Source organism: Bariatricus sp. HCP28S3_D3 (assembly GCF_052065755.1).
Classification (GTDB): Bacteria; Bacillota; Clostridia; order Lachnospirales; family Lachnospiraceae; genus Allocoprococcus.
The window spans coordinates 41,460-55,429 of the sequence record NZ_JBQHTK010000022.1 but is presented as its reverse complement, the minus strand read 5'-3'; the positions used below and the strand labels follow the sequence as shown (position 1 = coordinate 55,429).

Sequence of the window (13,970 nt, the reverse complement as noted above, 5' to 3'; positions counted from 1 at the left end):
GAACCGTCGTGAGAATACGATCATTGCTGTTGTCATGAAGCTGATTGCTGAGGAAAAACGGAATTTTACATCTGCGAAATATCTTGCAGAACACATAACAGCGCTTGGAATCAAGAAGACAAAGAAAAATATCATGCCCTATATCGAGCTGATGAAAGAGCAAGGAATCCTGGAAGCTACGGATAATTCATTGAAGCCATACAACATCGTAAAGACAAAGGAAGAAATCACAGCACTTGCCTGCAATTTTGTGTCTGATTTGCCTGCTGAAACGACCGTAAAGCAGTTATCAGACAATTATTTACATTGTTATGGAGGCAGCAGGATGCTGTCCTGCGAGTAAAGTTGACGGTGTGTGCGCTCAAAGGCTTCCAGTACATTGTTCGGCACAACAACCAGGTTCTTATCAGAAAGACCGATACGCTTTCTCTCATGAACGCCCATGATAATGATGCTTGTCTTGCCTGTGCCCACCTTGTGGTTCAACAGCACATCCTTTTCCAGGATTATCCTTGCCACTGCATCCTTCTGATGCGGGTACGGTGTAAAATGTTCTGTATCAAGCTCAGGCAAGTCCAAGAAACCGCCACTGTATCTGCCTGCCACGTTGCAGGCATAGGTGTCATAGAAAATCTCCTTCATGCGCTTCACACGCGAAGGATCCTTTCTGACCCACTCCTGGAATGCGCTCTGCAAAAGTTTCTGCTTCTCCTGAGCAGCCAGTGTCTCGACCTTATTCAGCACCTTGGCAACACCGGATTTGCGTTCCGACCGGGAGATCTCATCATAAACCTTCACGGTTCCGCCGTTTAAAGTTGTCTCCATGATCTGAAGTGCCGTAAGTCGCTTCGTACCATAGGTATAGATGTTCTGGACTGCATTTCTCGCCTTGGGAGAAATCAGAATCTTCCAACGGCCAAGCGCCGTAGAGTAATGAATCTCCGGGAGGCAGAACAGCCCAAGCACCTCTTTGGCAAACAGTGAGTAATACTTTTCCGGAATACAAGGACTTCCAAGGCCGAAACCGATCACCTCGAAGTCCACTTTCTCCGGCATCGCCGCTTTCAGTGCAGCGACATTTACCTCAAAGCGTCCATTATATTTGTTGTTCAGTTCTTTCGCTGTCTCCAGCTTTGTTTTGATATTGCCGGAAAGATATTGCGCTCTCAGCATCCAGCCCTGATCATCCGCATGATAGATGTCATAAATCTCCGGATCCTGATAGATGGCACCTTCCAGAGCTTCTGTCAACTCATCAAGCGCAAGTCCGGACGCATCCATCATCCAGACCATATCCACACAGCCGTTGGTATTGATACAGGATGCAAGGGCCGCAAACGCATCCCTCTTTGCGCCTACATAGGTATCAGCCGCAGCGTCTGCCATGTCATATACTTCTTCGACACCAAAGAAGTCTTCCCATTCTCTGTTCATCATGGTATTATCCTCCTTAAAAATGACCATAATACGGGTACATTATTCTTGTACACCATCTGAACATGGTTCAGCCATTTCGCTGTTTGGAGTTGATTGAAACTTAAAAATGAAACCTCTGAAACGACAGAATGACTCGGACAGATTTTGTTCTCCATCCGGGGAACATATCTAACCGCACGGGCCTTAGACGCAACACGCATTCCCTATCTCAATTCATCGAGAATTTTCTCCAGTTTAAGAATCCGTCCCCGAAAGACAGCCATCACTGCCGGTTCCTGCATGAGAGTATCGATTACCTCAGGGCGTAAAGGCATGCTGACATCATCTTTCATCCATTCCAACACTTTTTCCAGATACTCCACATACTCGTGAGACATGTCATCTGTAACCTCGAGTTCTTTACTGCTCCCTTCCTCGATACAACGTTCCAGAAGATATATCCGGAGATCCAGCAACTCCCGGTATAGCATCTTTATTGCTTCACCGATCTCCGCATTAATTTCCAGATTCTCTGCTTTCACCTGTCACTACTTATAAGTTCAAACTGTATCCTGTTTTTTCGGCTCATAGAAACGAAATGTACCCAGCCGCGTATAGCCGCGCATCCTCCATCGTTCATTCGTATCACCTTCCACCGGCCATACCAGCAGCTCGGAAGTGATAAATTCCGCTTCCTGCAGGGCGGATGTGTCCTCCACAGTACAGTGATAAAACGCCATGCAGACAGCTCTCGGCATAATCGATAGGCTTCTTTATCCAGCCTCGAATCTGAAAGAACTGTTCTACTCCTCTGAAAAGCGCTTTTACGGAGTCTTTATCGTCCAGCCTATCTGCAATCATTCTCAATTCAGTGGAACAGTCATCCAGATCATAGATATTCATCATGTCATCTGTGATCGTCATGGTCTCATCCGCTTCAGACTTACCCGCACAGATATATTGATACGCTCTGTAAAGGTGGTCCACTCCCAGTTCCAGCTTGTCATTCGTAATCACCTCGTCATAGTATTTTCTTCTCTTGATCTCATTCGGCCCTGTGCGAAGTCTGTCTATGATCTCTTCGCTGGACTCTGTCTGCCGGTCAAGCAGTCTCCTGTAGATTGTTTCAGCGGTGAGCTGACAAAGACAGATATCACCTGACAGTTTTCCCAGTTCTTCGTGGCTTCCAGAACCTGTTCGCGACGGTCTGCTAATGATCAGTATTTTTCTCTGCCTGTTCATACCTCAATCCTCCGATGTAGTGCCAAAGAGTTCGTCGAAACGCCTCTCGAGCTCCTTTTGCAGATCAAGCTCTTCCTGACTTGTCATCTTATGTTCCTGATTGCTCTGTGTTTCCTGTGTGCTTCCACCATTCTTCTCCTCTGATGGCAGTCGTATACTCTTCAGAAATCCCAAACGCTTATCACCCTTCATTACATTCCCCGCTTTCCCTATGGAATCTTCCATCCATCTGTGTCAATCTCGTATTGATTACCCTCCTGATCTGTTACCAGTACAGTGCCTTCTGTGAATTCCGATGCTGCTGTATAAATTGCCGGCGTAATTTCATGACCTTCGTCATCAATAAATCCGATTAGTCCGTCCGTCGTTATATATCTTGCGATTCCATACGAAAACTCAAAATCGTCTCCTGCAATTCCTGCATATGGTCCCGCCAGGACTTCACCGGTATACTCGTCTACCAGATAGGCTTCCTCATTTCTGATCACCACCTGTTCTCCGAACATCTTTGTCTCAGCATTAAACAAGTAATCCCATTCAGCATCGTACGCCGTCTTAGTTTTTCTCAAAACTTCTTTCATTGAACACTTCCACAGCAGAAGAAACGCAACAACCTCGAAGCCGATCAGAAGAATCAGGAGTAATATGTTTTCCTTCAGTATATTTCGAAACCTACTCATTATCATCTTCATACTCATCGTCCTCCCAATCTTCAAAATAGTCATCATACAAGTCGCAGTACTCATACAGCTTGCACCACAAATTCAGTTTTCTGTTTAGATATCCCATAAGCAGCATCCCCATACATATGGAATCCGCGATAATGCCTGCAGTGCTTGTAAATGGAAGTAATATAGGTATCGGCGCGCCAAATGAGTACAGAAATCCTATAACCACACGGATGAGAAATCCACCCCAGATCATATCCAACATAATATCTCTTCCATCATGTTCCCTTGCCTGAACAAGTACCCCCGCCAGAGCAACAATGAAAATAACTTCCACAAACATCAGCAGAATTGCCGGTAGCCATCCACCATAAAACAGTACACTGGGAATCAGATAGTGACTATCTTTCATAAAGGAAATTACATAGGGATCATTTAACAGGGTGCTACTCTGTCCAACAAAAGATGCATTTTCAGCTATTTTATGAACGTTTGTAAAATAGCTGGTTGCCTGAGTCGTATCCATAAATCCCATAAATCCGGCAACGGACTGGCCGCTGTGATAGAAAATAGATATCAGCGCAATCCAAAACAGGGCATACATGATAAGAAGTGCTGTGGCATTTCCCTTTTTCCGAATGTGCTTCCAAGCATATCCCCGGACGGCCAGAATCAATGTGATCACATTCAAGACTGCCATTTCTATTAGCCATATATTGGTTCTTCCCATGTAGAGCAGGAATCCGATCTGTGTCAACGCCAGTATCTGCATAATTCCGGAGAATACTGCTCCTGCAGTAAACTCACTTTCCTTCACTTTCCTGATAATGAAGGTCGTCCAGATTGGGAATACAATTACAACCAGTACATCATAGATATATTTTTTGTTGATGACGAACCAGCTAATCTGTATATAAGTGCTGTCGCCAAATAGATCCAGCCAATCCGTCCAGCCTGATAATGCGAAGGACAGCAGACAGATCACCGTGAGAGTCAGAACCACACAAAGTGAATTCCGCAGACCGGAGCTATGTACAAGTTCGCGGTGACAGTTTTCCGTTTCAAGCAATTTCATAAAGAGGTTTTCAACTTCATCAGGTTCTTCATCTTCACAATCTGCTTGTTCTTCTGAAACGCCTGTATCTTCCGCATCTTCTGTCTCCTCGGAATCCACCTCCCCACCAGCTGTCCCCTCAGAGTGTTTTTTCACTGATACGGGAATGAATCTATCTGTCTCATCTTCCATATAGAAAAATCCGGTTTCATCATCCCAGGCATACAGGTTGCATCCCCACACAAAGGTCAGGAACACTGTCAGCGCACATTTTCCAAGGATTTCGAATGCCGTTGTTCCGCATCCATTCGCCATTCCGATAAATGTACGGCTCCAGATCAGTACCAACCATGTAGCCAGCATGATCACCAGGCTCCATTTGCTCTTAAGTATCCTCCTAATCATGGTCAATCATCCCCTTTCGCCAATTCCGCTACAAGGTACTGCTGAAGGAGCATGTCCTTCATAGCATCCTCCAGGTTTTCTATCACACAGGAATAGTTGTTATTGCCGTCACAAACAACCTCCTTGATCACCGGATCTTTCGTGTGCAATTCTAGGTGCTTCATTTCTCTGTAATCACCCATCAGTAGCTCCAATTGTCTTTCTGCTTTATAGGCCATATGCGCATTCCCCCTCTACACATTTTCTTTCCTTCCATGAATATCCAGATTGTCCTGCTTATGAAACGCAAATGTAACAAGTCTTTGGTAAGCCTCATCCTTCAGGTTCCTGCCTACCAGTTGAAACAATTCCGCGAATTTATAAAAAGGCAGTTCAGGATAATCCTCCAGTAGCCGCTGGAACAACAGCAGCTCATTATCCTTTGCCTCCGGATCGGAAGCTTCATTTTCGGCCAGTTCCGTTATGGTATCGATCAAAAGGAGAAACGCCGGAAACGAGCGCTCCATACTGAGTATTTCTTTTACAGAAATGTTGCGAACCCGTCTCATGATGCTCTCCTCCCTCTGAATTGTTTCTTCCAATTCTACTTCTTTTGAATTATCTGTTTCCAGCCTGCCTAGCCATATCCTGAATACAAGTAATCTCTGACATAATCCCTGATAAAAGCGATATCTTCCCAGTCCGAGGTTCCTTCGCTCATTCCCAGTCCGTAGTACATGGCCTCCTGCACCGCAATCAGTGTCTGGTTCAGGATATATGCCAGTTCCTTCTCATCCGATCTGCCTCTTAATCTTGTGAACCACATCAGATAATTCCTAAGATGTACATATGTGTTCTGAGCTTTGCTTTGTACCATTGCCAATCACCCTCCCATCTCTGTCATTTGTTAACTATACTTTCCTATCTTTCTGCTATTTCATCATCCGAAGTCCTGTGTGTGGTTCGAAACTACTTTTGAAACTTTCAGGAAATAAACAGAGTCTGAATAGCAATGCGCATGCATCCCCATTCAGATCGCTATCCTGAGCCACCTACTTATTCCGTTTTATTTTCACCGCATAGAGCCCGGAGCATCTTCTCATACAAGTCCAAACCATCTGTGGAAGCAAACAGTTGCCCGCCACGATGCCGGTCAGATGCCACACAAGCAAACAACTCATATTTCTCTGCCATTTTTTTCAGGAATGCCATCCTCTTCGGATTTCTGACATAGAGCTCATAATAGACCTCCATACCGGCGACACTGCCTGCTGCAGCTTTGAAGCCAGAGATCAGCGTTTCCATCTCTGATTCATCCATGGCATACCCACAGGGATGCTCTAGGATGTTCAGCCCTCCGGAAGCCCGTATCTGCCTGACAACCTCATCCAGCGGTGCAAAATGGATATAGCTGGTCGCAAGGATATAGAAGGGCGAGAAATTTCCGATATGGCGTTCAAACGCTTCGTCCACATTTTCTGTATATTCTTTTTGGAGTAGGATATCTGCAATCTTATGCCGCCCGGAATGTCCGGTTCGCCTGCCAGCAGCTTCCACCTCTTCTAAAGTAATATCGATGCCACGTTCATTCAGCTGTCCCAGAATTGCCTGGACATATTGCTGCTTTCCTTCCTCGAGATCAGCGAAAATGTCCGCAAATTCATCCAGATCAACTCCATCGGTGAAGAATCTGATTACGTGAATCTCGGTTGTCTCTCCATTCCATGTCGGAACCGGATAGAATACAGGAAATTCACATCCAGGGTGCAGAGTCATGTCTCAATGCTCAGAGATTTCACTCCGAGACATTCCTACTGTTAACGATTCGGAGAGAGAGCTTGTTATGATCTGTCAAAGCGATAACCTGCAGACCTTCCTGCGCAGCCAGCCTGATGACCTCATCAGGGGTATTATCTCCGTCACTATTTATAGTATGGAGATGGAGATCGATCCTCCCGGCTCCTTTCTAACGTGTAGCCTGAGACATTTCTTTTTCAACATGCTTCTCATAAGCCGCCGTCGCTTTCTTATACATCTCGTTCTGGAAGATGTTATATCGCTTTGTAAAAATCGGCTTCATGCCACGTCTGAAGATGATTTCAGACCCGATCGGCATGTACAGGACGTCCTCCAGCGGCCGGTTTGCCCTCACGGAGATGCTCCTGCCTGTTTCCAGATCCATAGAGCCGAGGAAGACTATCGTGTCACAGTTGTTAATGATAGTGGTCGCCTTATCACTGCCATAAAGTGAGCTTAACTGTGACTCTGACTGGATCAGAGCCGTGACAGACAATCCCTTCTCGCGAAAAATGGACACGTACTGTTCAAACATGTGTACGGGGCATCCGGTGGCGAAATCGTCCGCAAGAACATCGACCGGCACAGGCAACTTTCCGTCAGGCTGCTCCTCAGCATATTCAAACAGATCCTTAAACAATGTTCCATAGAAGGAGGAAATGAAGCTGTTCAGTGAAGAATTCACGGGACTTGTTGTTATAAATAACACCGTCTTTTCAGATGCCAGCTTTTCAAGATCCACCATCTTCTTCATGCGAAACATTTCTTTCAGTTCCGAAGTAAAAATGGAATCAATTGTAGTATTCAGTGCGGAAAAAATGCAGCTGGCCGTCTTCACCGGCAACTGCTTAAATGATTTCCAACAGGACACAGCAAAGCATGAAGGATCTTTTTCAGCGAGATAGTCAAACTTCCGGTCATAGTTTGTTGAGATAACGCCGCTCCTCTCCTCAAATGTGAGCTTGTTATGGAAATCCAGCACATCTGCGAAGGTGGGATTATCCTTGGTCATCAATACATAGGAAATCTCAGCTGAGAAGAGGCTTGTGGCACCATCGTCCCAATACGGATCGGCATTTGACTGTGCCTTTTGAGGATTGGCCAACACAATGCTTCGAGCAAGGAACGTGATGTCGTTATAGGAACCGATATGCATCAGAGGGTCATATCCACAATTCCCCTCATTGGGATGTACAAAATTCAGATCCCATACATTATATCCTCGCTTTTTCATCACCACAGAGTACTTTTTCACAATCCTGCGCTTCGTCACCGTGGCGATGAGACTCCTATTAAATGTCTCCAGAATACGCGGTTCTATGATGCTGACCGTCTTGCCACAGCCGGAAGTGCCGATCACAAGAATGTTATTATTCAGTCCGGTCTTCTGTGAGTTCGAACTGAAGATACAGTTTTCCCCATCTCCGAGGATCAGTCTGTCGGTATCGTTGCTCCCATCGGCCTTTAATAACATCTTCTCATCAAAAGAGATGTCATTTACATTAATCTGTCCATCGGTGTTAATCATGCACAGCCCTCCATCATTTCCTTAAAACTCTTGATTCCATCCGCAAACCCCATCTCAAGCGCCTCCTGGGCTGAGAAGTAATGGTCATAGGATGTCAGTTCATCCATTTCTGCTTCTGTCTTCCCGGTATGGAATGCCAGGAGCTTGTTCATCATAGCCTTCGTTTCCAACAGGCTTTCAGAAATGGATTTTATAGAGGATGCATTTCCCCCGATCTTGCCCCCAAGAAGAGGCTGGTGGATCATCAGCTTGCTGTGCGGCAGCATGTATCTCTCCTTACCGCAGGTAAACAGGACCGCTCCCATACTGTAGGCGCATCCGCTGCAGAATGTACGGATTGGAGCCTTTGAACCGACAATGGTATCATAGATCAGTAATCCGTTATCAATCTCCCCGCCCGGGGAATTGATGAACACAGAGATAGGTGCTTTGTCATCCTCCAGGTTCAAAAGCATTACCTGCTTAAAGAAATCCATGGCACTATCCGCATTGATCTCGCCGGTGATAAACAGCCTGCGATGGTCGCTCATTAATTTGGATTCAATCGATACCGTCTGAATACCGCTGCTGCTCTTCAGTAATACAGGAGTACTCATCAGGCCTCACCTCCTTCCGCTGCAAACAGGTCCATCCCGATATGAGGCTGATTCAAACCGTCTCCGCTCTCACCTTCGAAAGGATTCAGGCGAATGCCCTCTGGTCTGTCTTCATCTGCGTGACTGTCATCGTCCTCGTCGGTAATACCGAGTTCCGAGGCCAGACGGGACAGAAATGCTCCGACAGCTTCTTCACTGATATCTCCCTCAAGTGCTTCTTCCAGATCAGAACGAAGTTCATCCTCAGCTGAGTGGAGTTCCTCCTCTTTTGACTTCTCACACTTAGTGATGGCATCTTTTGCTGCAGCTCCGCCGAAAATTATATCCCCGATACCCGGCGCATAGCGCTTAATCATTGCAGCCGTACAGTATACACTGTTCTTGACCACAGCCGTGGAAGGCAGCTGTTCTTCGCAGTCGACATAGCTTCTGAAGCGGATTTTTCCGTCCCTGAAGTCAAGCTCGAAACATCCGTTCTTCAGCCCATAATTGGCACGGAGGATAAACTCAGCCATCTGCGCCATCATCTCAGGATCTTCACGGTCAGCACCGATGGGACACATGCCATAGGTGACGAACTCATCCTCATGGACATCGATCAAATAGCTGATGCTCTGGATTTTGCTTCTAATCCCGAGGTCGAATCTGAAGATTCCGGCATCCTCGTTAAAAAAATAATGCCAGTCATCATCTGCCAGGAACTTCTTAACAACATTAACGATTTCATCTGAATATTCATATCTACGCATATTTTTTTCTCCCTTCATCTATCTCAAAGTACTCGTATTCACACTGTCCAAAGCCAACTCCCATGCATCCTGCGTCATGCAGACTGCATCTGCACCCCTGATTGTCTCTCGTCTGTTACCCATAGAAGAACCTCCTTTCTGTGCCCTCTGCGGTAATATCCCCACTGCTGCCTCTATGTTGATAACACCCATATGTCTTATTCCCCCTTTCCAGGAGACCCGAAGGCCTCCCTATGCGCTCCTTTCCATATCGGTAACCATCTGTCGCTCCGGCAGGATATACCAGGTACGGTTTCCTGCCTCATCCAGTTCATACAGAGTCTGCAAAGTCTGCTGGACATAAAACAGATCTTCGGTATACAGCAGGCTGTCTGTCTCGCTGATCAGATCTCTGCTGCGAAGATACTGATCGATCTTTACACAGTGCTCATAACTCTCGCCACAGATGATAAGCTGCGGCACAGCCTCGTGCCCGTAATAGTTGTTTTCGCGATAACGGTTGTCATTGATTAGGGTATAGTAGCGGCTCACCTTGTCTGCCAGCTTACGCATTGCATGTGGAGTGGATCTGACCACCTCATACAGAAGGATCGACTCCTCATCCAGCTGAATATTTACAGCAGTCCTGATGATGCAGCCGTCTGTGATTGGAAGCTCCTGCGAAGGACGCATGGTTTCCATGATGCCGAAGCGTTCGCATGCGACTCCGTTCATCAGACCAGCGAGAGAGATCATGTTGCCAACAAGAATTCTCTTAATATCCTCTGCTGTATCGAACGCGTCAAGTTCCTGCTTCTTTGTGTTGCTAAGGTATCTGTTGCCCTTATGAAAGAGCACGCCTCTGTGGCGAGCAATCTGGAAACCTTTATAGTCTAGGTCGTATACTTTCAGGCCGCTTTCCGCCTCCGGTGTCTTCAGCTCATACTCGCGGATGACCCTCAGCTTCATCATCTTGTTCAGTCGATTACGAATGCCCTGCCGCTGAACTGTGAAACCACGGAGTCCTACAAACTGGTATATCTGCAGAGAACTTAAATACTTGCTGCGTCCCAGCTCCTCAGCCACGGCAAAGTCGACCGCGTCAAAGGACTCTTCGATTTCTTCAACAGGCACCCCATTGAAAGGGAGCACCGTCATGAAGACTTCTTCACCCTCGCGGGCCGCATATACCGGGCTATCCGGTATATGGTCCGCTCTGAAACCAAAATCGAAAGCTCTGTTGCTGTAATTTACAGTATCGTTGAACTTTTCCACCTTCTTCATATATGCCACGCTCCTTTCACGCTGCCAGGTCGTTGATGACCATCTTCGTTACCTTCTCCTGAAGGGTATTTGCCGACAGGTTACATACATAGTATTGACATCCATACTCAATCTGCTGTGCCCAACTATCTGAGATGAAGGAATCCACCAGAAGCAGACGATTAGGTACGACATTATATGTCAATCCAATGTCAGCAATGCTACCCCAGTCAGAGAAACATTTGCCACTCTTACATTCCACGATGTACCAGATTCCATTGAACCGGAAGGCAATGTCAAATTCATTCTTCAGCTTGCCTTCTATGTCTGCCACACGGACATTCCGATAAATCTCATAACCTGCATGATACTTCACCGACAATTCCTGAAGTACATCCTTGATGGTCTGGTATACTGCAAGTTCAAGATACTGACCAGTCAAAAATTGCTGAGCATTCGGCATCATAACAAGCGATCCATTTAACGACTGAAACTCCGTACAATAACGTATATTGCCAGCAAATCCGGCCATGTCCTGAAACAGGGAAATGATCTGCTTCTTCTCCGCATCACTTCTGCCTGCCAGTGACAAACGGAAATCTTTCTGTCCACGGATGTAAAGCTGGCGAAGCTCATGCAGCAAATCTTTGATGAGAACATTGTTCTTCATCATTCTGATTGCCAGCTGTCCAACCGCTTCCGGTATCTTTTCATCACTGCCGACCGACTCAATCACGATATTCTGCATACCGCCGATCAGGTCATGAAGGCCGTTGCCATGTATGTCAGCTGCAGGGGCCGGAGCCTCCACCACTGACATCAGTGGTCTGATCTCCGGAGCCGCATTGCCATTCACTGCACAAAGTGCTTTTGCTTTCAACATATGAAGCATTCCTCCTCTCTGATGAGATAGCTGTTTTCCTTTACAAGTACAGTTTCTCATAGCTTTTCTGTTTCATCATCTGACGGGTTCTGTTTTGAAAGAAACCTGTTTGAAACCATTTTTTGAAATTTTAGGCTGTCTCATACAGGTCATCTGTATCGATTATCAGGCCTTTTTGTTCTGCCCATCTCCGAACATATTGCTGAGCTTCCAGCGTCGCTGGCTCATTTTCTCTGGCTTTCACCTGGACCAATCTGTATCTTTTTGTGACTTCCATTGTGACGTAAGGCTTATCCGCTCTCCTTAAGAACAGTATGTAAGTACTACCGTTTGCGACAGCTTCGCAGTAATCCTGCACACAATGTCCCAGTCTGTCGGATTCTCTGACTAAGTCCTCTGCTTCTTCAGGAATACTGACACAATAATCATCCACAACAACACATCCATCCTTATCACTCTTCAGCAACTGATAAGCCGCCGCTCTGATTCTGTAACGAAATCGCTTTGACAGTTCTGTCCCATACAGGTACTCATACATATCCAATGTCTTTGCAGCTGCATGACAGGTGTCCCTGGGCCTTAGGCCGAATGGATAGTCTCTCACAGTCAGCCCTTTACATTTACCGCAATAATCGAGATAACGCATATAATCACGCGCTTCAGGGCCAGGCAACTCTGTAATATACCGAATCAACATCAGTACCTGCTGATCCGTCATTCTTGCCACGCCGGAAATATGCCTGCTAATCTGGTAATCACCATGCTTTGGCTTGTGATGGATCAGATGGTTTTCCATATAAAACTGCAGCACCGATGGGGTAAAGGCAAGCAAATTCAAATACTCCGAATTGTAATCAGCAATGTCTGCCAGTCTTGCAAAAAACTCCTGATTGGTTAGAGGCCTGTAGGTGTTCCTGCTTCGTCCTGTTATACGCCACCAACCTTTTCCCGCGAATCGAGTTCGTAACTGATCATCACGACCATTATCATCTTTAAGCATCTGATCCAGTTTTTTAAGGACATTATGTGATACTCCCAGCCATTCCTTCAGATTACTGTAAGTACCCTGATCCTTTGCCAGAACAGGATTTTCTCCCGAATCACACCGAAACATGGCTCCCGCCAAATGATACAGTTCAGCCTGAACTAAAAGTTCCAAACCCTTATGGTGCTGTGCAAACAAAGGAATAAGAAAATTCATCTGAATCGGATCAAAGCAGACGGAAGAATTTTTCATTTGCTTATACCTCCCCAGATATGCAGCAAGTCCTGTCTGCGGATGCATAGCATCATATCTGCTTAAGTTTTCAAAAATTTCTTCGTCCCACTGCAGATTTAAGTTCCATAGTTTCTGGAATGAAAGGACTTGTGATGTATAGACATAATCATCAGCAAAAACACAACAGATAAATGAATTAAATCCGTAGTCAGTAACATACCATTGATTATGGAAACACAGAATCACAACCAGCATCTCCTGCCCTTTGTATCGCATAAAAAACGTCTTGACTTCTGCATAATCTCGCCCCAGATATGGAGCCTGTTGCACTTCTTCCATCGTTTGATAAAAATACCACTGATGGGTACGGATGAGATATCTCACCTCACCCATCAGCCTCTCTGTCAGTTTTCTTGCTGATAATCTTGTTCCAAATGAAAGATATTCCATAATGCCATAACTCATCTGATTGCACCTCCATTTAATAAAATGTCGCCGTGCATAATATTATACTTATGAAAAGTCACCCGATACGGCTTAGTCATACTGAAGCCATTCAGACTGTAATGTGGAAGAACCGTCACAAGAATAAACGTTGGATACTCAGCCTCAACCCTTACAGGGACTTCCATATCACCCAGGGATAAGATGTTCCGGATGATAATCTGCTTCTTGCACGTAATTCTGTTCCTGGCTTTAATTTATAGTATTTAAACTGTTTCATAGCAGCTCCTTTCGAAAGATCCAAACTATAATCTCTCTCGCCGATTCTCCGACTACCCTTGCGGGATGGGCTTATGAAAGCCATTCACAGCTTGCCTGGGAGGGCCTCCTGCTCGAGATCTGTCCCGTGATCAGGACTTTTGCACGCTCCCCTCGGTCATCGCGATGCTCCCGCCGCTGTTCACTGCTCAGTTGATCATTCAGTTGCAGTCTTTATCCCCTTCCTTCTTTTTGACGTTTTATCTTCTCTTTACATTGTGTATCTTATCTTCCGACCGCTGTTTCCTCTATGAATGTCTGTATCCTCTGCAGAAACAAAAAGCCTGAAATCGGTGTATCTTTTTGAAACTTCTACAGACAGCACAAGTTCTTCATTGATGGCATTCATGCCACACACTCAAGAGCCTGTAACCAATCCTTTATTTTTTTCGGAGCATTTCATACTCTCTGCGCCCGACGATTATAATCA

17 protein-coding genes and 1 pseudogene are annotated in these 13,970 nt (G+C 45.7%); 1 reads left to right on the top strand and 17 read right to left on the bottom strand.

Annotated elements, in window-relative coordinates:
* Positions 1–343, top strand: a pseudogene (locus ACTNB3_RS12820) (recombinase family protein); the annotation flags it as partial.
* On the opposite strand, the gene ACTNB3_RS12815 reads toward ACTNB3_RS12820, so the two are convergent.
* From ACTNB3_RS12815 to ACTNB3_RS12735, 17 genes are all read right to left on the bottom strand, one after another.
* The gene (locus ACTNB3_RS12815; RefSeq protein WP_441026173.1) at positions 310–1,437 is read right to left on the bottom strand and encodes a hypothetical protein; all 1,128 of its coding nucleotides are present in this window, start codon (positions 1,435–1,437) and stop codon (positions 310–312) included. The pseudogene ACTNB3_RS12820 and the gene ACTNB3_RS12815 overlap by 34 nt on opposite strands.
* A 203-nt stretch (positions 1,438–1,640) precedes the next feature.
* On the bottom strand, positions 1,641–1,958 hold the full coding sequence (locus ACTNB3_RS12810; protein WP_441026171.1) for a hypothetical protein: 318 nt from the start codon (positions 1,956–1,958) through the stop codon (positions 1,641–1,643).
* A 103-nt stretch (positions 1,959–2,061) separates the two neighbouring features.
* A complete protein-coding gene (locus ACTNB3_RS12805; RefSeq protein WP_441026170.1) occupies positions 2,062–2,658 on the bottom strand; it encodes a hypothetical protein in 597 nt (198 codons plus the stop codon).
* 3 nt (positions 2,659–2,661) lie between these two features.
* Positions 2,662–2,850, bottom strand: a complete 189-nt coding sequence (locus ACTNB3_RS12800) for a hypothetical protein (protein WP_441026168.1) — start codon at positions 2,848–2,850, stop codon at positions 2,662–2,664.
* 17 nt (positions 2,851–2,867) lie between these two features.
* Entirely contained in the window at positions 2,868–3,350 is a 483-nt protein-coding gene (locus tag ACTNB3_RS12795; protein ID WP_441026166.1) for a WG repeat-containing protein, read from the bottom strand.
* Positions 3,331–4,785: a hypothetical protein gene (locus tag ACTNB3_RS12790; protein WP_441026164.1), complete on the bottom strand. Its 1,455-nt coding sequence runs from the start codon at positions 4,783–4,785 to the stop codon at positions 3,331–3,333. Before ACTNB3_RS12790 ends, ACTNB3_RS12795 begins: the two co-directional genes overlap by 20 nt.
* Before the next feature lie 2 nt (positions 4,786–4,787).
* Positions 4,788–5,003 (bottom strand): hypothetical protein, encoded by a 216-nt coding sequence (locus tag ACTNB3_RS12785; RefSeq protein ID WP_441026162.1) that lies wholly within the window; start codon positions 5,001–5,003, stop codon positions 4,788–4,790.
* A gap of 15 nt (positions 5,004–5,018) precedes the next feature.
* Positions 5,019–5,333 (bottom strand): hypothetical protein, encoded by a 315-nt coding sequence (locus tag ACTNB3_RS12780; RefSeq protein WP_441026160.1) that lies wholly within the window; start codon positions 5,331–5,333, stop codon positions 5,019–5,021.
* Between the two features lie 68 nt (positions 5,334–5,401).
* A complete protein-coding gene (locus tag ACTNB3_RS12775; RefSeq protein WP_441026158.1) occupies positions 5,402–5,641 on the bottom strand; it encodes a hypothetical protein in 240 nt (79 codons plus the stop codon).
* Between the two features lie 179 nt (positions 5,642–5,820).
* A complete protein-coding gene (locus ACTNB3_RS12770) occupies positions 5,821–6,540 on the bottom strand; it encodes a hypothetical protein (RefSeq protein ID WP_441026156.1) in 720 nt (239 codons plus the stop codon).
* Between the two features lie 19 nt (positions 6,541–6,559).
* Complete coding sequence (locus ACTNB3_RS12765) at positions 6,560–6,715, bottom strand: PHP domain-containing protein (RefSeq protein WP_441026179.1); 156 nt, start codon at positions 6,713–6,715, stop codon at positions 6,560–6,562.
* Between the two features lie 15 nt (positions 6,716–6,730).
* Positions 6,731–8,089, bottom strand: coding sequence for a type IV secretory system conjugative DNA transfer family protein (locus tag ACTNB3_RS12760; protein WP_441026154.1), 1,359 nt, complete (start codon positions 8,087–8,089; stop codon positions 6,731–6,733).
* Entirely contained in the window at positions 8,086–8,685 is a 600-nt protein-coding gene (locus tag ACTNB3_RS12755) for a ClpP family protease (RefSeq protein WP_441026152.1), read from the bottom strand. The genes ACTNB3_RS12760 and ACTNB3_RS12755 overlap by 4 nt, the downstream gene beginning before the upstream one ends.
* On the bottom strand, positions 8,685–9,434 hold the full coding sequence (locus tag ACTNB3_RS12750) for a YbjN domain-containing protein (RefSeq protein ID WP_441026150.1): 750 nt from the start codon (positions 9,432–9,434) through the stop codon (positions 8,685–8,687). The genes ACTNB3_RS12755 and ACTNB3_RS12750 overlap by 1 nt, the downstream gene beginning before the upstream one ends.
* 231 nt (positions 9,435–9,665) lie before the next feature.
* A complete protein-coding gene (locus tag ACTNB3_RS12745) occupies positions 9,666–10,697 on the bottom strand; it encodes a hypothetical protein (RefSeq protein ID WP_441026148.1) in 1,032 nt (343 codons plus the stop codon).
* Positions 10,698–10,713: 16 nt separating this feature from the next.
* Entirely contained in the window at positions 10,714–11,559 is an 846-nt protein-coding gene (locus tag ACTNB3_RS12740) for a Card1-like endonuclease domain-containing protein (RefSeq protein WP_441026146.1), read from the bottom strand.
* 130 nt (positions 11,560–11,689) lie between these two features.
* Positions 11,690–13,243: a PcfJ domain-containing protein gene (locus ACTNB3_RS12735; protein WP_441026144.1), complete on the bottom strand. Its 1,554-nt coding sequence runs from the start codon at positions 13,241–13,243 to the stop codon at positions 11,690–11,692.
* Positions 13,244–13,970 lie beyond the last annotated feature (727 nt).